The sequence below is a fragment of the Pseudomonas sp. S06B 330 genome, assembly GCF_002845275.2.
Taxonomy (GTDB): domain Bacteria; phylum Pseudomonadota; class Gammaproteobacteria; order Pseudomonadales; family Pseudomonadaceae; genus Aquipseudomonas.
The window spans coordinates 1,795,811-1,817,075 of the sequence record NZ_CP088149.1 but is presented as its reverse complement, the minus strand read 5'-3'; the positions used below and the strand labels follow the sequence as shown (position 1 = coordinate 1,817,075).

Below are 21,265 nucleotides of genomic sequence, written 5' to 3'. Positions count from 1 at the left end.
AAACGCATCGCCGGCAAGCCCGGCACCCACAGAACATGCCACTCCTGTGGGAACCGGCCTTGCCGGCGATGGGCTACGCAGTGGCCCCGCTTACCACACCGATCAGTGAGCGAAAATCGAACCGCTCGCCTTGCCCACCATTTTCTCCGGTTTGATCAGGAAGCGTGCCAGCGCGGGCAACAGCCACAGCGCGCCAAACATGTTCCACAGGAGCATGAAGGTCAGCATCAGGCCCATGTCGGCCTGGAACTTGATTGCCGAGAAGATCCAGGTGCACACGCCGATGGCCAGGCAAAGGCCGGTGAACAGCACCGCTTTACCGGTGGACTTGAGCGTCTGGTAATAGGCTTCCTGCAGCGGCAGGCCGGCACGCAGGAAGCTTTCCAGGCGGCTGTAGATGTAGATGCCGTAATCGACACCAATACCCACACCCAGCGCCACCACCGGCAAGGTCGCGACCTTGACGCCGATGCCCATGAACGCCATCAGCGCGTTACCCAGCACCGATGTCAGCACCAACGGCAGCACAATGCATAAGGTCGCGGCAAACGAGCGGAAGGTGATCATGCACATCACCGCCACACAGATGTACACCAGGATCAGGATGGTCAGCTCGGCCGACTTGATCACCTCGTTGGTGGCCGCCTCAATCCCGGCGTTACCGGCTGCGAGGAGGAACTCCAGACCTTCCTTGTTGTGGGTGTCGGCAAACTCTTTCACGGCATTGACTGCCCGATCGAGGGTTTCAGCCTTGTGGTCGTTGAGGAACACCAGCACTGGCGCCAGCGAGCAGTCAGCGTTGTACAGGCCGTCGGCACGGGCGATAGAGCTGTTGAGCACGTCGCTGTTTCGCGACAGGCTTTCCCATTTCAGGTTGCCCTCGTTCATGCCCTTGATCATCTGCTTGGAGACCGTCACCAGGGAAATCGCCGATTGCACCCCCGGGGTGTTCTCCATCTTCCACATCAGCTCGTCGATCGGCGCCATGGTCGAGTAGATCGAGCACCCCTCGGTCGGGGTTTTGACCATGACCACCAGTACGTCGGAACTGGTCGAGTAGTTATTGATGATGAAGCTGTTGTCATTGTTGTAGCGCGAATCCGGACGCAGCTCCGGTGCGCCTTGATCGAGATCGCCGATCTTCAGGTTCTGGCTGTACCAGAGGCCACCACCGAAGGCCAGCAAGGCCAGGACGATGGACACCGGCGCGACCTTGGCACTGGCGAAGTTGGACAACAAGCGCCAGAACGGATGTTCGCGGGTCGCGTCCTTCTTGCTGCGCTCGATGGCCTTCTTGCTGATGCCGACATAGGAAATCGCCACCGGCAGCAGGATCAGGTTGGTGAACACGATCACCGCCACGCCGATCGAAGCACCGATAGCCAGTTCACGGATCACGCCGATGTCGATGATCAACAAGGTGATGAAGCCTACGGCGTCGGCCAGAATCGCAATCATCCCCGGCAGGAACAGCTGGCGGAAGGTGCGTCGGGCAGCGGTCAGGGCGTTATCAGCATCGCTCGACTGCAGGGCAATGCCGTTGATCTTCTGCACCCCGTGGGAAATGCCGATGGCGAAGATCAAAAACGGCACCAGCATCGAATACGGATCAAGGCCGAACCCTACCGCATGCATCAGCCCCAGTTGCCAGACTACCGCCACCAGGGTGGTGATCAAAACGGCGATGGTGCTGCGGATACACCAGGTGAACCAGTACAGCAGAATCCAGGTGATCACCAGGGCGATACCGAAGAACATCGCCACCATCACCAGGCCATCGATCAGGTCACCTACCTTTTTCGCGAAACCGACGATGTGAATCTTCACATTCGGGTTCTGCGCCTGGAACTTGTCGCGGATCTTCTCTTCCAGCTGATGGGAGAATTGCTGGTAATCGAGCTTGATCAGTTTGCTCTGGTCCTGCGGATCCGGGTAAGACTCCAGCAGCGGCACATCGATGATGCTCGACTTGAAGTTGTTGCCCACCAGGCGACCGACCTGGCCGGACTTGAGCACGTTGTTGCGCAACAAGTCGAGGCTGTCGGGCGAACCGTCGTAAGTGTTGGGAATGACTTCACCACCAGCAAAGCCTTCTTCGGTCACCTCGGTCCAGCGCACGCTAGGGCTCCACAGCGACTTCAGCCCGGAGCGATCGACCCCCGGAATGTAGAAGACCTCGTCATGAATCTGGCGCAAGGTCTCCATGTAGTCCTTGCTGAAGATATCGCCATCGGTGGCTTCCACCGAAATGCGCACGGTGTTGCCGAGGTTGGCCAGGTCGTTACGGTGTTCGAGCATCTTCTCGATGAAGGGATGCTCAAGCGGAATCATTTTCTCGAAGCTGGTCGAAGGACGGATCTGCGTGGCCTGCCAGAACAGAAATACGCTAACCAGCAGGCAGATGAGAATCACCACCGGGCGGTTGTTGAAGATCAGGCGTTCAAGCAGGGTCGCCTTGTCGTGATGGTGCTGCTGATTCATGTTGAACTGCTCCTGCTGGCTCATGGCTGCACTCCTTCAGCGCCCTGGGCCGAAGCCAGGTGCACACCACCCTGACCAACCAGCACCAGCCCTTCACCATTGCGACCACTGACAGCCGCCAGGGCGATGCGATCAGCACGGTTGAAGATACTGAACGTCTGACCGTCGTCACTGCTACGCAGGACGCTGCCACCGTTGCCGACCAACACCAGGTTGCCATTAGCGAGAAGCGTAGCGCTTGCCAAGCCAAATTCGAGGGCACCGCGGGCGGCCTTCAGTTCAATCTGTTGCCAACTGTCACCAAAATCAGTGGAGCGGTAGAGGTTGCCACGCAGCCCATAGGCCAGCAACGTGCGCGGCTGGGCGGTACCGATCACACCAAACAGTGAACCTTCATAAGGGCCTTGAAGCTTTTGCCAGGTCTGACCGTCGTCACTGGAGCGGAACATACTGCCCTGTTCACCGACGATGAACAGACCGGCATCTTTGACCTGGGCAATGCCGTTGAGGTGGAACTGGTCTTCGTTGTCCAGTCGATCAGCAACGTCGAGCCACTGTTTGCCACCGTCAGTGGTTTCCAGCAGCGCGCCATAAGCACCCACGGCAAAGCCGTGCTCGGCGTCCTTGAACCAGACATCGAGCAACGGCGCTTCACGTTGCAGGTCTTCGAATTGCTTGGTCCAGGTCACACCGCCGTCGCTGCTGACCAGAATCTGCGCGTCATGGCCGACCGCCCAGCCGTGCTTGGCATCGACAAAATAAACGGCGGTGAGCAGTTGCCGGGTCGGCACCTTGGCTTGGGTCCAGGTCTTACCCTGGTCATCGGAGAAGAGAATATGGCCGCGATCACCGACAGTGATCAGGCGTGGGCCGGCTTGGGTCACGTCGAGCAACAGGCTCTTTTCGGCCTTGGCCGATTCCGTGGAGTAAACCTTGGCCTCGGACGTTGCCGCCGCGACCGTGTTGGCCGACAACCCCATTGCGATCACCAGCAAACCGCTGGCGGCCAATGCCCATGGGCGTACGCGCGCTGCGCCGCCAGTACCTGCCATGCATGGCTCGGTCATAGATCTGTCCCCCGATTATTGTTATTTGGGTCAATCTATTTGCAGGCACTGCGAAAAACCGTGTTCCAGAGCCCCGCAAAAGCTGAGGGCCATCCTATCGGGGTTTTTGAAGGGCTGACAACGAACGGGACGTTATCTTTTGTTAAGCGAAGGATTTGCGGGGTAGTTCTCGCCAGCAAGGCTGGCCCCCACAGTCTCTCGGGAGGACGGTGGGGCCAGCCTTGCTGGCGATCAGGCCATTACGCCAGGCTCTTGCTCACGACTTCATAAACATCGCTGGACAGTGAGCCGGACGCCAGGATGCGCTCCAGCTCACCCTTCATCAGTGCCTGACGGGCGCCGTCGTATTTGCGCCAGCGGGTCAACGGTGCCAATTGCCGTGAGGCAATCTGCGGGTTGAGGGCATTGAGTTCGATCACCAGGTCCGCCAGGAAACGATAGCCAGAACCATCGCCAGCATGGAAGTTGACCAGGTTCTGGCCGGCGAAGGCACCGATCAAGGCACGTACCTTGTTCGGGTTCTTCATCGTGAACGCCGAATGCTGCATCAGCGCTTTGACCCGTGCCAAGCCGCCCGGCAAGGTGCTGGCTGCCTGCACGCTGAACCATTGATCCATGACCAGAGGGTTGTCCTTGAAGTTCTCGGCGAAGACCTCAAGTGCCTTGGCACGCTCAGCCTCGAACGGCGAGTTGACCAGCACGGCCAGCGCGGTAAGGCGCTCGGTCATGTTGTCACAGGCGTCGAACTGCTCCTGAGTCGCGGCCAGCACTTCAGGTTTGCCACTGAGCATCAGGTACGACAAGGCAATATTCTGCAGACTGCGACGGGCAAAATGCTCAGCTTCGGCCACGTATTCGGTCACGCGCGACACACCACGGTTGGCCTGGTAACGCGCATTCAATGCGTCGAACAGCTGCGTGGCGATCTGCTTGCGAGCGAACTCACGGGCCGCGTGGATGGCATCGACATCAGCCACTTCGCTGATTTCGGTGAGGTAGGCTTCGCTTGGCAGCGAGAGCATTTCGGCCACCATGGCTTGGTCCAACTGCTCATTGGCCAACACCGTTCCCAGCGCCGTGACCAACCGCTGATCAAGCACCAGGGCACTGCCCTGCTGGTGCTGGGCGATCAGCTCCTGAAGCACTTGCACCGACAGCTGCTGACCCGCTTCCCAGCGGTTGAAGCCGTCGCTGTCGTGCTGCATGAGGAACATCAGCTGATCGCGATCATACGGAAAGCTCAGTTTGACCGGCGCGCTGAAGCCGCGCAGCAACGACGGTAGCGGCTTGGCACTGACGTCGACGAAGGTAAAGGTCTGCTCGGCTTCGGTCACCGACAGTACCCGCGAGGTGCCAGCGGCAGCCGCTTCACCTTGCAGACGCAAGGCGATGTCGTTGCCCTGGGCATCGAGCAGGCCCAGCTCAACCGGAATCACGAACGGCTGCTTCTCGACCTTGTCCGGGGTTACCGGGTAACTCTGGCGAAAGGTCAGGCTGTAGGTTTTCGCGGTGCTGTCATACACCTCGCTGACCGCCACACGCGGAGTACCGGCCTGGCTGTACCAACGCTTGAACTGCGTCAGGTCGACGCCGTTGGCATCTTCCATGGCCTTGATGAAGTCGTCGCAGGTCACGGCCTGGCCGTCATGGCGCTCGAAGTACAGGTCGCTGCCTTTGCGGAACCCTTCGGCACCGAGCAAAGTACGGACCATGCGCACCACTTCCGAACCTTTCTCGTAAACGGTCAGGGTATAGAAGTTGGAGATTTCGATGAAGCTGTCCGGGCGTACGGCGTGAGCCATGGGGCCGGCATCTTCGGCGAACTGGTGGGTACGCAGGTAGGCTACGTCTTCGATACGCTTGACCGTACGCGAGTTCATGTCGGCACTGAACTCCGAATCGCGGAACACCGTGAAGCCTTCCTTGAGCGACAGTTGGAACCAGTCGCGGCAGGTCACGCGGTTGCCCGACCAGTTGTGGAAGTATTCGTGTGCAACCACTGCCTCGACCCGCTGGTGCGCGGCATCGGTAGCGGTCTCGGCGCGGGCCAGTACACAGCTGGAGTTGAAGATGTTCAGGCCCTTGTTTTCCATGGCGCCCATGTTGAAGTCGTTGACCGCGACGATCATGAAGATATCCAGGTCGTACTCACGACCATAGACTTCCTCATCCCAACGCATGGACTTTTTCAGGCTGGTCATGGCGTGTTGGCATTTGTCGATGTTTTCTGGCTCGACATAAATGCGCAGGGTGACGTCACGGCCCGACTGACGGGTGAACTTGTCTTCGACGCACCACAGGTCACCAGCCACCAGGGCAAACAGGTAGGCCGGTTTCATGAACGGGTCTTCCCAGGTTGCCCAATGCCGGCCATCTTCTTGCGGGCCGGTACCGACCGGGTTGCCATTGGACAGCAGCACCGGGTAGCGATGCTGTTCGGCGATCACCGTGGTGGTGAATTTGCTCATCACGTCCGGGCGGTCGAGGTAATAGGTGATCTTGCGAAAGCCCTCGGCTTCACACTGGGTGCAGAACATGCTGCCGGACTTGTACAGGCCTTCCAGCGCGGTATTGCTTTGCGGGTGGATCTTTACGCTGGTGTCGAGCGTGAAGCTTGCAGCTTTCGGCTGCACGGTGAGATGACTGTCGTCCAGCTGGTAGTCAGCCGCTTGCAGCGCCTGGTCGTCCATGGCGACTGCAATCAACTCCAACTGTTGCCCATCGAGCACCAGCGGCGGCAAGCCGGCACCACGCGCGGGGTTACGGCGCATGACCAGCTGCGCGTGAACCAGGCTGTGGTCCTCGAACAGTTCGAAGGTCAGGTGCGTCTCGTCGATCAGGTACTCGGGCGCCTGATAGTCCTTGAGGTAGATCACTTGCGGCTGTTCGGTACGCATGTGGCGGTCCTTTTACTGATGCACGGCGAGCTGGTACGCCGTGTACTTGCGAATATTGATCACACCGGTATCGAAAATCAGGTACTGACCCTTGATCCCCAGCAGTGTGCCTTCAGCCACCGGGTTCTTGTCCAGGTTGAAACTGACGATCTTGCTCGGGTAGGCCTCGACTGGATAGCGGATTTCCAGCACTTCGCCGTCGCTCAATGGCTGCACGGCCTGTAGGCCAAAGCGAGCCTGCAAGGCGGTCAGCCCCTCGGCGCAACTGTCGAACAACTGATCACGCACCGCCAGCAGGTCAACCGCTTCGGCATCGCCCTTGAGCAGTGCCCGCCAATTGGTGCGATCAGCGACCTGACTGCGGAACAGGTCTTCGACCAAGCCCGATTGCTGCCGGGTAGCGACCCGCACGATTGGCAATGCCTGACTGGCGCCTTGGTCAAGCCAGCGAGTGGGCAGCTGAGTGGCACGGGTGATACCAACCTTGATACCCGAGGAGTTGGCCAGGTACACCACATGATCGGTCATGCAGAACTGCTCGCCCCAGGAGGGTTCGCGGCAGGTGCCTTGATCGTAGTGGCATTTTTCCGGGGCCATGATGCAGACATCGCATTGGGCCAGCTTGGTCATGCACGGGTAGCAATAGCCCTGGCTGAAGCTGGTCTTGGTCTTGCGACCGCAGTGACTGCAATGGATGGCACCAAGGTATTCCAGGCGCAGGGTCTTGCCGATCAACGGATTGACCGGCACTTCCTGCTCGCCCAGACGAAAAGCGTACTGCACCACCGACGCGTCAAGACGCGCCGACATTTTACTGATGGAGCCGCGGCCAAGTTCGATCAATGGACCGCATCCGACTTGAACAGGATGTTGGCCACTGGTGCCGACTTCGAGCTGCACTCTTGCGGGCCCATGTAGCCGGTACGCTGCTCTTCAGGCAGGTTCTGCAGTTCCCAGGCGATCACCGCCTGCAGCGACAATTCTTTCTGCTCGGTGGTGAGCTTGCGCCCGTCCGCCCATTTGCCCAGTTCCACGGCCAGTTTCAGGCTTTCGTAGATTTCCGGGGTGATGTTTTCGATCATTTGCGCAAAAGTGGACATAGCGTCTCCCAAAATCAAGCCGTCAGTTTACGCCGGGCCAGCGCCCCGCCCAAGAGCCCGCTGAGGCAACCGACCAAAAGCCCGCCCACGTGAGCGGCGTTGGCAATTTGGCCGAAGCCCAGCAAGCTGACCAATCCGGACAGGCACAGCAGCAGCCAGACCAGCATCATCACCAGTACCCCCCGCGGCATGCGGTAGACCGGATTGGGCGCCAGCCACTGGTACAGCCAGACGTGCCCAAGCAGGCCATAGAGCACCCCCGACAAGCCGCCAAACAGGCTCGGCCCGCCAAACAGGTACTGCGCGGCGTTGGAGACCAAGCTGAACAACAAGGTCAGGCTGAGCAGCGACCAGGGCCCTTGACGCAGTTCGATACGTCGACCCAGCTCCCAATACCACAGCGCGTTCATGGCCAGGTGAAGGATGCCGAAATGCACCAGCATCGGCGTGAACAGACGCCACCATTGGCCGTCTGCCAGGCTCGCCGCCAGCGGGGTGAAGTACAGGTATTCGCCCTGTACGCGAAAATCGAGAAAGGTCAGCCAGCTCAGGGTGGCAAAGTTGTCACCGAGACCGGTCAGCCCGGCGACGATCAGGCACAGCAACAACACCACCGCAGTGGCCTTGCTGGCCTGTAACTGTTCGGCGAAACCCGGCCGTGACGCCGGCGTCAGGGCGGCATCGGCGGGCAGCTGGAAGTCGGCATCGCCTTCGGGAAAGCGCTGGTACAACTCGCGGACATCCTCGGCGAGGTTTTCCGCTACCCACAACACCTGATCACCGCCCTCTTCGCTGACCCGATGCGGCACCTGCAGGCGTCGCAATAAGCCGACAAAGCCACTCAGGTCGGTGTTCAAGGGCATACGCAACACCACCACTGCACTCATTGGTTGGCCTCCGGCCGGTCCACGTCGACCCAAACAAACTTGCGTGGGTCGATCTGAGTTTCATCATCAAGTCGGTAAGCAACCAGTTTGCCGTACAACACCGCACTGTAATCCAGGCAGGCCAGGTTGGAACGGATCGGTGCCGGTTTGCCGCTGCGCCAGTAATGGCCGACAAACAGCATGGGCTCGTCCTCTCCATAGCGCAGCAAGGCATTTTTCTGGGTGTGGCTCAGTGGCGTACTGGCGACTTTCTCCGGCAGGGCATCCGGCTGGAAGACGATATCGCCGTAGGTTTGCGGATCTTCTTCCCAGAACTTGGTGCGGAAAAAGGCCCGCGTCAGGCCGTCGCCACCGGTCAGGGTCAGACCGTCCGGCAGGCGCATGTCGGTACCGCGCAGCAGACGGTTGCAGACTGTCGCGGCAAAGCTCTCAGGCACCGCAGAGGCCTGGATGAAATGCTCATCGATACGGCCATCTGGGTGTTGCTGGCGCAACGGTTCGATCAGCCGCCGGTCCCAGCAGGCATGCACGACACGGAATCGCCCAGCATCGATAAACAACGGCAACTCGTAAAACCACTCGAGAAAATCATGCCAGTCGCCTGGATGCTGCTCGAATTGGGTCAGGGTTTCGTAGATCAGCCGACCGTGGCGCGGGTTGTGTTCGCGCACGAACTGCTTGCCACTGCCGGGCAAAGCCGGGGTATTCCAACCCAGCGCGTTGTACTCATGATTGCCCATGATGCAGTAGGCCTGACCTGCATCGACCATGTCATGGACGATGTGCAGCGCCTCGCGAATCCGCGGGCCGCGGTCGATGATATCGCCGAGGAACAGCGCCTGGCGCTGGGCGTGGCGCCAGACACCGCCCTGGCGCTTGTAGCCGAGGGCATCGAGCAGGCGTTCGAGGGTGTGCGCACAGCCGTGCACGTCACCAATCAGGTCGTAACTACGGGCTGGATCGAGCATCACTCGCCTCCACCACCCAGGCGGCTGCCCCAACCGAGTTTGGTCCGGCAGACCTCGTAGTAATTGTGATCCAGTGGGTGAATCAGGCGCAGTTTCTGCGGCTTCTTGTTCACCGTAATGGTATCGCCAGGGGCGCAGGTAAAGTGGTTCTGGCCATCACAGGAAATCTGCGGGTAGATCTGCAGGTCCTTGGACACCACGATCTTCAGTTCACTGTTGCCATCGACCACGATCGGCCGCCCGGACAGCGTGTGCGGATACATCGGCACAATGACAATAGCGTCGAGTTTAGGGTGCATGATCGGCCCGCCCGCCGACAGCGCATAGGCCGTCGAACCGGTCGGGGTGGCGACGATCAGGCCGTCGGCCTTCTGGCTGCAGACAAACTGGCCATCGATGTAGATCTCAAACTCGATCATCCGCGTCGATTTGCCTGGATGCAGGACCACGTCATTGAGCGCATCGCCCTGGCCAATGGCTTCGGCGTGGCGGCGCACTTCGGCCTGGAGCAGAAAGCGGTTTTCCACCAGGTAATGGCCATCGAGCACTTCGGCGACTTTGACCTCCAACTCATCAGGACGGATGTCGGTCAGAAAGCCCAGGCTGCCACGGTTGATACCCAACACCGGGGTGTTGTGCTTGGCCAAGGCGCGGGCGGCGCCGAGCAGGCTGCCATCACCGCCAACCACGATGACCAGGTCGCAGACTTCACCCAACAGCTTGCGCGACGAGGTCTGCAGACCGTGGCCAGGCAGGACTTCGGCAATCGTCTCCTCGAGGATGACGTGCAGATGCCGTTGCAGCAGGAATTTTTTCAGTCGGCGAATAGTATCGAGCACCTGCGAACTGCCAAGGCGACCGATGATACCGATATTGCGAAATTGCTCCATGGGGCTCCTGCTAGACGCTACGGCGGGTAAAGAGGCGCAATTGCGCCAAAGAGTTCGATTATGGGCGAAAGCGCCGGGTGGCAGCAAACGCCGGAGAAAATCGCCAAGGCCCGAAGGTTAGCGGCTATGCTCGCTGGATGAACCCTTTCCCCGGCCTGATCGACCTGCCCCGCCAGTTGCGCCAGCCCCACGTGCGCGACCTGGCCTGGGTTATCCTCGCGCCCCCGATGCTGCACGACACGCCCTGGCCCCAACGACATCCGCTGGCGGGCAGTGACTGGGTTGCCCACCCTGAACGCCTGCACCACTGGTTATACGCCCTGGACCACGACAGCGGCGCGCTGGATCACTGGCTAGCGCAAACCACCACGCGGCGATTAGGTCTGTACTACGAACGTCTCTGGCAATTTGCCTTGCAGCAAGCGCCAGGGGTCGAGCTGTTGGCTGCCAATTTGCCAATCCGCACCGGTGGCCACACCTTGGGCGAGCTGGATATTCTCCTGCGCGATGAGCAAGGCGTGCACCATTTGGAACTGGCGATCAAACTCTATCTGGGGCCGCCAGGCGGCGATGGCAAGGACCCGGCGCACTGGCTGGGCCCAGGTTGTCATGACCGTCTGGACCGTAAGCTGGCGCATCTGAGCGCACACCAACTGCCAATTTCTGCCCGGGCAGAAAGCCGTGAAGCCTTGGCGGCACTGGGTATCAAGCAGTTCAGCGCGCAGCTCTGGCTTGGCGGCTACCTGTTCTATCCATGGCCCGGCCATGCCGACTCGCCTGCCGGTGCACACCCCCAGCACTTGCGTGGGCAGTGGTTACATCAGCGCGATTGGCCAGCTTATGTCGAGCACAGTCACGATGGTTCCTGGCAACCCTTGCCGCGCCAAGCCTGGCTGGCGCCGGCGCGTTGTGAGCCTGAGGCATGTTGGTCAGCAGCACGCCTGGAAAGCTGGTTTCACGCGCTTGATCCACTGGCACCCGCGCAACTGCTGGTGCGCATGGTGGAAGTGCAAGGTGGCGACTGGCAGGAAGCGCAGCGGGTGTTTCTGGTGTCTGATCAGTGGCCGAACCTGCCAGACTGAGTAAAGGCCGTCGTTAACCCAGACTCAGACGCAACGCCAACGCCGCCAAGGTCAACAGCAACACCGGCACCGTCAGCACAATCCCGACCTTAAAGTAATAGCCCCAGCCAATCTTCACCCCCTTGCGCTCCAGTACATGCAACCACAACAGCGTGGCCAGGCTACCGATCGGAGTGATTTTTGGCCCCAGGTCGCTGCCAATCACGTTGGCGTAGATCATCGCCTCCTTGACCACGCCACTGGCCGTGCTTGCGTCAATCGACAGCGCGCCAATCAGCACCGTCGGCAGGTTGTTCATGATCGACGACAGCAACGCGGCCAGCAGCCCCGTCCCCATGGCGGCGCCCCACACCCCACCCTGGGCAAAGTTTTCCAGCCAGCCGGCCAGGTAGTCCGTCAATCCGGCGTTGCGCAGGCCATAGACCACCAGGTACATCCCCAGCGAGAACACCACAATATGCCAGGGCGCCTCTTTGAGCACCTTGCGCGTGGATATCTTGTGCCCACGCGCCGCCACCAGCAGCAACACCAACGCGCACAGCGCCGCGATGGCACTGATGGGAATACCCAGCGGCTCCAGCGCAAAGCAGCCGATCAACAAGATCACCAAGACCAGCCATCCGGCAACGAAGGTCGCCGGGTCCTGCACTACGCTGCGCGGTCGGTCCAGCTGTAAGGGGTCGTAGTCAGCCGGGATATCACGACGGAAATACCACAGCAGCATCGCCAGGGTTGCCACCACCGCGACCAGGTTCACCGGCACCATCACGGCGGCATAGCGGTTGAAGCCGATACCAAAGAAGTCCGCCGAGACAATGTTGACCAGGTTCGACACTACCAGCGGCAAGCTGGCGGTGTCGGCGATAAAACCTGCAGCCATGACAAACGCCAGGGTCGCCGCCGGACTGAAACGCAAGGCCAGAAGCATGGCCACCACAATCGGCGTCAGGATCAGCGCCGCACCGTCATTGGCGAACAGCGCTGAGACCAGCGCCCCCAGCAGGATGATGTAACAGAACAACCGTCGCCCACTGCCACGCCCCCAGCGCGCCACATGCAAGGCCGCCCAGGCGAAGAAACCAGCAGCATCGAGCAGCAGGCTAATGATGATCAAGGCGATAAAGGTACCGGTAGCGTTCCAGATGATTTGCCAGACCACCGGAATATCACCCCAGTGCACCACGCCACTGAGCAGTGCCAACAACGCGCCACCGCTCGCACTCCACCCCACCCCTAACCCTCGGGGCTGCCAGATCACCAGGGTAATGGTCAGCAGGAAAATCAGCGACGCCATCAGCATTTCAAAAACCTTGAGAACGAAGGAGGACAAACCGCCGGATTCTAGCGACAGATCAATGTGGCGTTGGCAATTATTTGTTGCAATCGACAGGCAATCGCCATACCAGCGATTAAAGTGATGCCACGGCGCCAAAAGAGCACCGACTTCCACCTGATGATAAAGGAATAACCATGACCCTGAAGACACCTACGGCCCGCTATAGCGGCCTGTCGATCACCTTGCACTGGTTAATGCTGGTGCTGTTGGCGGCCGTATATGCCCTGATCGAACTGCGTGGCCTGTTTCCCAAAGACAGCGTCGAACGCAACTTGATGAAAGACTTGCACTTCATGCTCGGCCTGACCGTGTTCGTACTGGTCTGGTTGCGCCTGGCCCTGCGTGTGAGCCGTCCGACACCACCGATCATCCCGGCTCCGCCCGCCTGGCAGACCGGCCTTGCTCACTTGATGCATCTGGCCCTGTACTTGTTGATGATCGGTCTGCCGCTGGCCGGCTGGATGATTCTCAGCGCGGCGAACAAACCTATCCCGTTCTATGGCGTTGAGCTGCCGGCCCTGATCGCACCGGATATGGACCTGGCCAAGTTCATCAAGGGCTGGCACGAGCGCATTGGCAGCTGGGGTTACTGGCTGATCGGCCTGCACGCCCTGGCTGGGCTGTACCATCACTATGTGCAGCGCGATAACACCCTTGTGCGCATGCTGCCGTATAAAGGCTAGGCAAAGCCGCGGCGGCCCTGCAGGCCGCCGCTGTGCAGGAAAATCAGCCGGGTGCCGGGGGTAAAGGCACCCGCCTCCACCTGTTGTTGCAAGGCCATCAGTGCCTTGCCGGTGTAAAGCGGCTCCAGCGGTACACCGGACTCGGCCTCGCAAGCGGCGATAAACGCCAACAAGGCCTCATCGACCTTGGCAAAACCGCCGCGACTGGCTTCGTACAGCCGGTATCCATAGGCCCCGGCCAAGGCTTGAACCTGTGTAGGGACGCCATGGTCCATTGGCACGGCCAAGGCGCCATGCACTTGATGGGCACCGCTCTCAGCCAGCACCAACCCGGCCAAGGTGGTGCCTGTTCCCGCCGCCAGCCACCAGCCGTCATAGTCCGGCCACCGCAATGTTGCCAACTGTGCGCGAGCCTGCTCAACAATCAGGGCGCAGCCTTTGACCCCCAACGAACCGCCACCACCTTCAGGTATGCAGTGCCAGTTCGGGTAGTGGCTCTGCCAAGGCTGCCAAAAGTCCGGCTGATGCCGCGCTCGGTAACCGGCATAGCCCAACCAATGCAGGTGCATGCCAAAGGCGTGCAGATCACGCACTGTGGGGGTGTCCTGAAAATGCCCGCGCAACAGGCCTGCCGTGGCAAAACCGAAACGTTTACCGGCAGCTGCCAGCGCGTGCAGATGATTGGAGTGAGCGCCCCCCAGGCTGATGACACCGGGGGCAGCTAGGTGTTGGGCCACACGCAGGTGTTCCAGCAGTTTGAACCACTTATTGCCGCTGATCAGCGGATCAATCAGGTCCAGGCGCAGCACCGCCAACTCAACGCCGAACCGACGTAACCAGCTCAGCTCCAGTCGCTGCAGGGGGGCATTGGGAAGAGCATCAAAGGCGAACATGTAAAGATCACTGCCTCAAGGAACCAGCAGTCTAACAGCGCGGCGGGATCGGCACCCCGCCGCGCGCCACACTCAGAGCTCAGCAGCCAGACGCGACCCTTGGTTGATCGCCCGCTTGGCGTCCAGCTCGGCAGCTACATCGGCGCCGCCGATCAGATGCACCGACTGCCCTGCCGCCTGCAAGCCATCGTACAGCTCACGCAACGGGTCTTGACCGGCGCAGATCACCACGTTATCCACCGGCAACACCTGCGGCTCACCCTCGGCAATACGGATATGCAGGCCTGCATCGTCGATGTTCAGGTACTCGACGCTGTTGAGCATCTGCACCTGCTTGTTCTTCAGCCCGGTGCGGTGAATCCAGCCTGTAGTCTTGCCCAGGCCGTCGCCGACTTTGGTTTTCTTGCGTTGCAGCAGAAACACCTGACGCGCCGGCGCATGCGGCTCGGCCTTGATCCCGGCCACCCCGCCGCGTGCATCCAACGCGGTATCGATACCCCATTCCTTCCAGAATGCTTCGCGGTCCTGGCTGGTGGCCACGCCTTGGTGTACCAGGTATTCGGAGACGTCAAAACCAATACCGCCAGCGCCGATCACCGCTACTTTCTGGCCCACGGGCTTACGTTCGAGCAGCACGTCCAGATAGCTCAGCACCTTACTGTGCTCAATACCGGGAATTGCTGGCAGACGTGGCGCAATGCCGGTGGCGAGGATGATCTCGTCATACCCGCCCTTGGCCAGTTGCTCGACATCGACGCGAGTATTGAGGCACAGCTCGACACCTGTGGTCTGCAGCTTGCGCTTGAAGTAGCGCAGGGTCTCAAAGAACTCCTCTTTGCCTGGCACGCGCTTGGCCACGTTGAACTGGCCACCAATTTCGCTGGCCGCATCGAACAGGGTCACCTGGTGGCCACGCTCGGCTGCGACCGTGGCCGCAGAAAGCCCGGCAGGGCCGGCACCGACCACAGCAATCTGCTTGACCTGGGTGACCGGCAGGTAATTAAGCTCGGTTTCGTGGCAGGCCCGCGGATTGACCAGGCAACTGGTCAGTTTGCCGCCGAAGGTGTGATCCAGACAGGCCTGGTTGCAGCCGATGCAGGTGTTGATCTCATCGCCACGCCCGGCGGCGGCTTTGTTGACGAACTCAGGGTCCGCCAGAAACGGCCGAGCCATGGAGACCATATCAGCATCGCCGTCGGCAAGGATCTGCTCGGCCACTTCCGGGGTGTTGATACGGTTGGTGGTGATCAGCGGAATCCGCACCGCGCCGCGCAACTTGGCGGTGACCTTGCTGAAGGCCGCGCGTGGCACCTTGGTGGCAATGGTCGGAATTCGCGCTTCGTGCCAACCGATACCGGTGTTGATAAGGGTCGCGCCAGCCTTCTCGATCGCTTGCGCCAGTTGCACAATCTCTTCCCAGTCGCTGCCGCCTTCAATCAGGTCGAGCATCGACAGACGAAAGATGATGATGAAATTCGGGCCGACCGCTTCACGCACACGGCTGACGATTTCCACTGCCAGGCGCATACGGTTCTCGTAACTGCCACCCCAGCGGTCAGTACGGTGGTTGGTGTGGGCGGCGAGGAACTGGTTGATGAAGTAACCTTCCGAACCCATGATTTCGACACCGTCGTACTCGGCGCTTTGTGCCAGCAACGAGCAATTGACGAAATCCTGGATCTGCTTTTCGATGCCCTCTTCGTCCAGCTCACGCGGCTTGAACGGGTTGATCGGTGCCTGGATGGCGCTTGGCGCCACCGACTTGGGGCTGTAGGCATAACGACCAGCATGGAGGATCTGCATGCAGATTTTGCCACCGGCTTCGTGCACGGCCTTGGTAACGATGCGGTGCTTATCAGCTTCTTCCGGCGTGCTCAACTTGGCCGCACCGGAATACACCCCACCCTCGACATTCGGGCCAATACCGCCGGTGACCATCAGGCCTACGCCGCCACGGGCACGCTCAGCAAAATAGGCGGCCATGCGCTCGAAGCCACCGGGCTTCTCTTCCAGGCCAGTGTGCATCGATCCCATCAGGGTACGGTTGCGCAAGGTGGTGAAGCCCAGATCCAGCGGGGCGAGCAGGTGCGGGTAGTGAGCGGCGGCCATAATGAACTCCACAACAGGCGTAATCACGGAATGCGGGCACCTCGCACAGCTGGCGGGGCCCGTCGGTTATCTGTGGACGACATTAAAGAGCCAGCCCGCGCGGCTCAATGACCGAAAATGACAAGTTATTGATCCTACTGCACCCGAGGTCTACCCTTAGGACCGAATCCCTTGTTGGTGCTGTGCTGTTTCATGCGAAAACTTCTGTTAAGCGCCTTGGCGCTGGTTGTCATTGCTGCGCTGTGCGGCTATGGGTTCTGGACTGAGCAACGGCCGAGCGGGCATTACCTGTCGGACCTGCGGGTCGAGCTGGCCTTGAGCGAAGGCGCCCCCTCCGACCATGGCAACCTGCTGGGGGTTGAGCCGCAACTGTTCCCCAGTGATTACCAAAACCTGCAGCGCCTGCACCGCAAGTTGGCCGCCTACCTTACCCAGGCACGCGCGCAAGGCCTGGTCAGCGCCCGGACCATTGTCATCCTGCCCGAACACATCGGCACTTGGCTGTGGGCGCGAGGCGAAAAGAACGAGCTGTACCAGGTCACCCAGCGCCGTGAGGCCTGGCAATGGCTTGAGGTGAGCAACCCGATCAGCTACGGCCTGGCCATGCTTGGCGCCGAGGGCGACGACTGGCGCGCCGATGCACACCTGCGCATGAAGGCACAGCAGATGGCCCGCGACTACCAACAGCTGTTCGGTGGCCTGGCCAAAGAGTTCGGCGTCACCCTGGTAGCAGGCTCAATCGTCTTGCCATCTCCCTATGTCGAGAAAGGCACACTGCGGGCCGGCTCAGGCGCTTTGTACAACAGTAGCCTGGTGTTTGCCGGCGACGGCTCGATACTCGGCCAGCCGCAACGCCAGCAACACCCGGACAGCGATGTGCGCCGCTACATCGACAGTGGCACCGACCAGCCACCGCAAGTTGTGCAGACCCCAGCCGGACGCCTGGGCGTCTTGATTGGCAGCGATAGCTGGTACCCGAGCAATCAGCAGCAATTGGCTAATCAGTCAGTACAGTTCATCGCCAACCCGGCGTTCCTGGGTGGCAAGGACAGCTGGAACGCGCCCTGGCGCGGCAATCGCCATCAACCCTTGGCCGCCTCTCTGCCGCTCAAACCCGGCGAAGTCAGCGAAGCCCAGGCCTGGCAGCAACTGACCCTGCACGCCAATCCCGGCGACATGAGCAGCATGAGTGTGTTTCTGCGTGGACGTTTCTGGGATGTCGTCGCCGAGGGCCAGGGCTTCGCCAATCGCGGTGGCCTCAACCTGAACGGCAACCACGCCAGTGGTGCGCGCTTGCTGAACCTGTGGCTGTAATACGGCCATGAACCGCCCACGGATGCGCCTCGGCGACCTCTCAGTCGGTTTTATCCAGAGCCTTAGTGAAACCCTGCAGCAGCGCGGTATCGAGCCCACAACGCTGTTGCAGCGCTATGGCCTGGACGCTGCACGCCTGGGTGAGGCCGGTGCTCGCCTGTCCATCCCGCGTTACATGCACCTGGGCCATGCCGCCATCGAACTGACCGGCGATCCGGCCCTGGGCTTGCAGATGGGTGCCATCAGCCGCCTGAGCCAGGCTGGCCTGGCCGGTGTCACCGCGGCGCAGGCGCCCACCGTCGGTGAGGCCGCGCGTACCCTGTTGCGTTTCGAGCCGTTGTACGCCGCCAACTACCGCGGTCGTTCGAGTTTCCATGAAGACAGTACAGGAGCATGGCTGCGCTTCTACTCCATCAGCCCTTATAACGACTACAACCGTTTTGTGGTCGATTCGCTACTGGCTGGCTGGCTGGCGCAGTTGTCGAACCTGGCCGGGGTGAGCCTAATGGCCGAACGGCTAGACATCGAATTCGAGACGCCCGCCTACGCTGCCGACTACCAGGCGTTGTGCAGCAATCCCGTGCACTTTGCTGCACAGACCAATCAACTGCGGCTCAATCGCGCGAGCCTTGCGCTACGCAACCCGGCGCACTGCCCGAGCACTTGGCGGCATTTGCTCAATTTGTGTGAAGCAGAACTGGAACAACGCACACGAATCCGCAGCTTGAGCGAACGTATCGCCCATTTGCTCGGACCACTGCTCAATGGCGGGCAAGAACCTGATTTGGAGGAAGTGGCGCAACACCTGCAACTGCCGACCTGGACACTGCGGCGCAAGTTGGCCGAGGAAGGCACGCAGTATCGCGCCATCCTCAACGATACCCGCCGCGACCTGGCCATGGCCTATATTCGCGACACGGAACTGGCCTTTGGCGAGATTGCCTATCTGCTCGGCTTTGCTTCGGCCGAAGCGTTCCAGCGTGCGTTCAAGCGCTGGAACAGCATGACCCCTGGAGCCTTTCGCCGCAGCCAGCGGCGTACCGGCTGAGATTACAGCTCGGTGGCGTCTTCGGCAGGCTCGGGTGGGTCAAGCTCGAACGCGCGCAATTCGAGTAATTCTTCTTGATAGTCGTCCATCGTCTGCTCCGTCGTTTCTCATTCATTTCATTGATTCGTCATCGAGCCTAAAGTGGCGCGATGAAAGAAAAATGACAATGACACTCATCAACACAACGTAGCAGCAAAGGCGAAAATTACGATGTTCCACAGATTTCGGGGGAAAGTGCTCTTGGCCTCCTTCTGAAGTCGCGAAGTTACAGGCAAGCTCAGGCGCTACAGACTGCGACTTCAGGAGGCCGCCGTAAGGGCGGAAGGGGCCATCAGCATTGCCACATCGACTGGATAAGCTCGCGCTCTGAACACCGAAGCCCAACCCCACCTACCCCAACAATTCGCGAAGAAGCAAAATTACCGGTGCGTTACTGGGGTGCTTGCTCAGCGTTGTTGGCAGGCACCACCGGCACTTCTGTCGAAACGGGCTCAGCCGCAGCAGGCGCTGGCTGCTCGACATTGATCGGTGCCGTATCGACCGGCGGCGCCACCGGCATCGACCCCTTGCTGTCATCCACCACCGGCGCTGCGGCAGCCTCGGCAGCGGGTGCCTGCGGCGCAGGGGCCGGCTCAATGACCGGCGGCACTGGCGCAGGCGCTGGGACCGGCGCCAAGGTAGCAGCGTCTGGTGCAGGGCTGGCCTCAGGCATACCCAGCGCTGGCGCAGGCTTTTCTACCGGCTTTTTCAGCGAAATCTTTTTCTTCTGTTCTTTGGGTAAGAAGCTTTCTACCAGGGCGAAGTAGCGCTCGTAAAACTTGGCCGAAGTCACCGTCTCACTGGCAACTTTGACCATCGAGTCATCCGTCGAGCCGATCGGCATCGAGACCGAGCCAAGGATGCCAACGCCGAGGCTGGCCGAGGTATTGGATTTTTTCAGCGCATAGCGGTCTTGCAGGGCGTTGGCGAATATGGTCGAGCGCTGCTCATCGCCGCTGTCGCGGGCGCAGACCACGTTGAAACTGATCTGCAGGTGCGAGTCGCCGGTCTGCTGAAAGCTCTTGTTGCCGTTGACCTGCCCAGCATCGCTACTGGTGATGATATAGCCCTGGCTGAGCAGTGCGCGGCGGGCCGCTTCGCACGAACCGGCTTCGCTGACCGGGAAGTTGCGCGAAAAGGTACCCGAGTCGTCGAAATTCTCGTGTTCGTAGATGGCAGCTTTCTTCGAAGAACAGCCGGAAACACCCGCCAGCACAAGGGCCAGCCCGAGTGCACTGAAGACGGTTGACTTTGACATTGCAAATCCTGAGTAAAACGTTCGACGCCTATTGTGCATCACATCGGCGGATCACCGAAACCGCAGCTGGACGATCACCATAGAAAATTCATCAACGAGCCCGCAAATCAGGCTGATGACCAAGGCCACCGGCGGTCGAAAAACCTTGAATTAATTCCTCCTGCCGCCCGGCGCTTGCACAACGATCGCACTTTTCCCCGAGCAATGTCCGACTACGCCGGCATCAACAGCCAGAAAGTCGAGACTGACCAGGTGGCGACGGCCATGAGCGAAATGGTTGCCACCGTCCAGGAGGTCGCGCGCAACGCCGAACAAACCAACTTGCTGGCGCTCAACGCCGCCATCGAAGCCGCGCGGGCTGGTGAGGCCGGTCGCGGCTTCGCCGTGGTCGCTGATGAAGTACGTGGCCCGGCCCAACGTACTCAGCAGTCCACAGCGCAGATTGAGGCGCTGATCGTCTCGCTGCAACAGGGCGCACAGAAGGCTGCTGAAATGATGCACAGCAGCCATCAGATGGTCGAAACCACAGTGCAGCTGGCCAATGAGGCTGGCATTGAGCTGCATCCAAAGGCGTAAAACCTGGCCACCTCGAGTCGTCAGACACAACGAGGTGACCGAGTTGCGACTGCCCTGCAGTCGATCGCAGCCTCGTACCTCGGCAGCGGCTACAAGAAGACAGGCACAAAAAAAGCGACCTGAAGGTCGCTTTTTTTGTTACTTCAATATGGCGCAGCGGACGGGACTCGAACCCGCGACCCCCGGCGTGACAGGCCGGTATTCTAACCGACTGAACTACCGCTGCGTGTCGTGCAGACCTGGATGGCGAAACAACCGCTGATCTCAGGCACAAAAAAAGCGAACCTTAGGTCGCTCTCTTTGTTGCTTCGAGGAGTTCAAGGGCCTCGAAGCGAATATGGCGCAGCGGACGGGACTCGAACCCGCGACCCCCGGCGTGACAGGCCGGTATTCTAACCGACTGAACTACCGCTGCGTATCGCACAAGCTTTCGCTTGGTTGAAACTGGGATCTGGCCTGAAGGCTTCGGTGCCTTCGGACCTCAAACCGGTCCTAAAACCGATCTGGAGAAAAGTGGCGCAGCGGACGGGACTCGAACCCGCGACCCCCGGCGTGACAGGCCGGTATTCTAACCGACTGAACTACCGCTGCGCATATGGACTTGCGTCCGGTTCCTCTCTGATAACACCTTCTTGCG

16 protein-coding genes, 3 tRNA genes and 1 pseudogene are annotated in these 21,265 nt (G+C 60.3%); 5 read left to right on the top strand and 15 right to left on the bottom strand.

Annotated features, from left to right (window positions below; translation table 11 throughout):
* Positions 1-102 precede the first annotated feature (102 nt).
* From CX511_RS08480 to CX511_RS08445, 8 genes are all read right to left on the bottom strand, one after another.
* A complete protein-coding gene (locus CX511_RS08480) occupies positions 103-2,481 on the bottom strand; it encodes an efflux RND transporter permease subunit (protein ID WP_409077878.1) in 2,379 nt (792 codons plus the stop codon).
* A gap of 20 nt (positions 2,482-2,501) precedes the next feature.
* Complete coding sequence (locus tag CX511_RS08475) at positions 2,502-3,548, bottom strand: WD40/YVTN/BNR-like repeat-containing protein (protein ID WP_082071396.1); 1,047 nt, start codon at positions 3,546-3,548, stop codon at positions 2,502-2,504.
* A gap of 239 nt (positions 3,549-3,787) precedes the next feature.
* On the bottom strand, positions 3,788-6,445 hold the full coding sequence (pepN, locus tag CX511_RS08470; protein ID WP_045187285.1) for an aminopeptidase N: 2,658 nt from the start codon (positions 6,443-6,445) through the stop codon (positions 3,788-3,790).
* Positions 6,446-6,457: 12 nt separating this feature from the next.
* A complete protein-coding gene (locus tag CX511_RS08465; protein ID WP_045187283.1) occupies positions 6,458-7,288 on the bottom strand; it encodes a DUF2797 domain-containing protein in 831 nt (276 codons plus the stop codon).
* Complete coding sequence (locus tag CX511_RS08460; protein ID WP_045187281.1) at positions 7,285-7,545, bottom strand: YeaC family protein; 261 nt, start codon at positions 7,543-7,545, stop codon at positions 7,285-7,287. The genes CX511_RS08465 and CX511_RS08460 overlap by 4 nt, the downstream gene beginning before the upstream one ends.
* A 14-nt stretch (positions 7,546-7,559) precedes the next feature.
* Complete coding sequence (locus CX511_RS08455; protein WP_101292092.1) at positions 7,560-8,432, bottom strand: rhomboid family intramembrane serine protease; 873 nt, start codon at positions 8,430-8,432, stop codon at positions 7,560-7,562.
* A complete protein-coding gene (locus CX511_RS08450; protein WP_177327811.1) occupies positions 8,429-9,403 on the bottom strand; it encodes a metallophosphoesterase in 975 nt (324 codons plus the stop codon). Before CX511_RS08450 ends, CX511_RS08455 begins: the two co-directional genes overlap by 4 nt.
* Positions 9,400-10,290 (bottom strand): NAD(+) kinase, encoded by an 891-nt coding sequence (locus tag CX511_RS08445; protein WP_045187274.1) that lies wholly within the window; start codon positions 10,288-10,290, stop codon positions 9,400-9,402. The genes CX511_RS08450 and CX511_RS08445 overlap by 4 nt, the downstream gene beginning before the upstream one ends.
* Before the next feature lie 137 nt (positions 10,291-10,427).
* On the opposite strand from CX511_RS08445, the gene CX511_RS08440 reads away from it, so the two are divergent.
* Positions 10,428-11,372 carry a DUF1853 family protein gene (locus tag CX511_RS08440; protein ID WP_101292093.1) on the top strand — a complete coding sequence of 315 codons (945 nt, stop codon included), beginning with the start codon at positions 10,428-10,430 and terminating at the stop codon, positions 11,370-11,372.
* A 13-nt stretch (positions 11,373-11,385) separates the two neighbouring features.
* Here the strand turns inward: CX511_RS08440 and CX511_RS08435 are convergent, their stop codons facing one another.
* Positions 11,386-12,672, bottom strand: coding sequence for an arsenic transporter (locus CX511_RS08435; protein ID WP_101292094.1), 1,287 nt, complete (start codon positions 12,670-12,672; stop codon positions 11,386-11,388).
* Positions 12,673-12,842: 170 nt separating this feature from the next.
* On the opposite strand from CX511_RS08435, the gene CX511_RS08430 reads away from it, so the two are divergent.
* A complete protein-coding gene (locus CX511_RS08430) occupies positions 12,843-13,391 on the top strand; it encodes a cytochrome b (RefSeq protein WP_045187266.1) in 549 nt (182 codons plus the stop codon).
* Here the strand turns inward: CX511_RS08430 and CX511_RS08425 are convergent.
* Positions 13,388-14,284 carry a 1-aminocyclopropane-1-carboxylate deaminase/D-cysteine desulfhydrase gene (locus CX511_RS08425; RefSeq protein WP_101292095.1) on the bottom strand — a complete coding sequence of 299 codons (897 nt, stop codon included), beginning with the start codon at positions 14,282-14,284 and terminating at the stop codon, positions 13,388-13,390. The genes CX511_RS08430 and CX511_RS08425 overlap by 4 nt on opposite strands.
* A 72-nt stretch (positions 14,285-14,356) precedes the next feature.
* A complete protein-coding gene (locus CX511_RS08420; protein ID WP_177409672.1) occupies positions 14,357-16,396 on the bottom strand; it encodes an NADPH-dependent 2,4-dienoyl-CoA reductase in 2,040 nt (679 codons plus the stop codon).
* Between the two features lie 189 nt (positions 16,397-16,585).
* On the opposite strand from CX511_RS08420, the gene CX511_RS08415 reads away from it, so the two are divergent.
* Both CX511_RS08415 and CX511_RS08410 read left to right on the top strand, forming a co-directional pair.
* Positions 16,586-17,707 carry a carbon-nitrogen hydrolase family protein gene (locus tag CX511_RS08415; RefSeq protein ID WP_045187337.1) on the top strand — a complete coding sequence of 374 codons (1,122 nt, stop codon included), beginning with the start codon at positions 16,586-16,588 and terminating at the stop codon, positions 17,705-17,707.
* Between the two features lie 7 nt (positions 17,708-17,714).
* Complete coding sequence (locus tag CX511_RS08410; RefSeq protein WP_045187258.1) at positions 17,715-18,755, top strand: AraC family transcriptional regulator; 1,041 nt, start codon at positions 17,715-17,717, stop codon at positions 18,753-18,755.
* Positions 18,756-19,185: 430 nt separating this feature from the next.
* Here CX511_RS08410 and CX511_RS08405 read toward each other — a convergent pair whose 3' ends face one another.
* The gene (locus tag CX511_RS08405; protein ID WP_045187256.1) at positions 19,186-20,052 is read right to left on the bottom strand and encodes a DUF2242 domain-containing protein; all 867 of its coding nucleotides are present in this window, start codon (positions 20,050-20,052) and stop codon (positions 19,186-19,188) included.
* Between the two features lie 264 nt (positions 20,053-20,316).
* On the opposite strand from CX511_RS08405, the pseudogene CX511_RS08400 reads away from it, so the two are divergent.
* A pseudogene (locus tag CX511_RS08400) lies at positions 20,317-20,628 on the top strand (methyl-accepting chemotaxis protein); the annotation flags it as partial.
* A gap of 149 nt (positions 20,629-20,777) precedes the next feature.
* Here CX511_RS08400 and CX511_RS08395 read toward each other — a convergent pair.
* The 3 genes from CX511_RS08395 to CX511_RS08385 form a co-directional block, all read right to left on the bottom strand.
* Positions 20,778-20,854: transfer RNA gene (locus tag CX511_RS08395), tRNA-Asp, on the bottom strand.
* A gap of 112 nt (positions 20,855-20,966) precedes the next feature.
* A tRNA-Asp gene (locus CX511_RS08390) sits at positions 20,967-21,043 on the bottom strand.
* Positions 21,044-21,142: 99 nt separating this feature from the next.
* Positions 21,143-21,219: transfer RNA gene (locus CX511_RS08385), tRNA-Asp, on the bottom strand.
* Positions 21,220-21,265: the final 46 nt, after the last annotated feature.

Bases quoted from the DNA above. Each gene is read 5' to 3' on its own strand.
- CX511_RS08435 (WP_101292094.1), bottom strand. From the start codon at position 12,672: ATGCTGATGGCGTCGCTGATTTTCCTGCTGACCATTACCCTGGTGATC.
- CX511_RS08460 (WP_045187281.1), bottom strand. From the start codon at position 7,545: ATGTCCACTTTTGCGCAAATGATCGAAAACATCACCCCGGAAATCTAC.
- CX511_RS08430 (WP_045187266.1), top strand. From the start codon at position 12,843: ATGACCCTGAAGACACCTACGGCCCGCTATAGCGGCCTGTCGATCACC.
- CX511_RS08410 (WP_045187258.1), top strand. From the start codon at position 17,715: ATGAACCGCCCACGGATGCGCCTCGGCGACCTCTCAGTCGGTTTTATC.
- CX511_RS08415 (WP_045187337.1), top strand. From the start codon at position 16,586: ATGCGAAAACTTCTGTTAAGCGCCTTGGCGCTGGTTGTCATTGCTGCG.
- CX511_RS08480 (WP_409077878.1), bottom strand. From the start codon at position 2,481: ATGAATCAGCAGCACCATCACGACAAGGCGACCCTGCTTGAACGCCTG.
- CX511_RS08445 (WP_045187274.1), bottom strand. From the start codon at position 10,290: ATGGAGCAATTTCGCAATATCGGTATCATCGGTCGCCTTGGCAGTTCG.
- CX511_RS08425 (WP_101292095.1), bottom strand. From the start codon at position 14,284: ATGTTCGCCTTTGATGCTCTTCCCAATGCCCCCCTGCAGCGACTGGAG.
- CX511_RS08455 (WP_101292092.1), bottom strand. From the start codon at position 8,432: ATGAGTGCAGTGGTGGTGTTGCGTATGCCCTTGAACACCGACCTGAGT.
- pepN (WP_045187285.1), bottom strand. From the start codon at position 6,445: ATGCGTACCGAACAGCCGCAAGTGATCTACCTCAAGGACTATCAGGCG.
- CX511_RS08440 (WP_101292093.1), top strand. From the start codon at position 10,428: ATGAACCCTTTCCCCGGCCTGATCGACCTGCCCCGCCAGTTGCGCCAG.
- CX511_RS08475 (WP_082071396.1), bottom strand. From the start codon at position 3,548: ATGACCGAGCCATGCATGGCAGGTACTGGCGGCGCAGCGCGCGTACGC.
- CX511_RS08405 (WP_045187256.1), bottom strand. From the start codon at position 20,052: ATGTCAAAGTCAACCGTCTTCAGTGCACTCGGGCTGGCCCTTGTGCTG.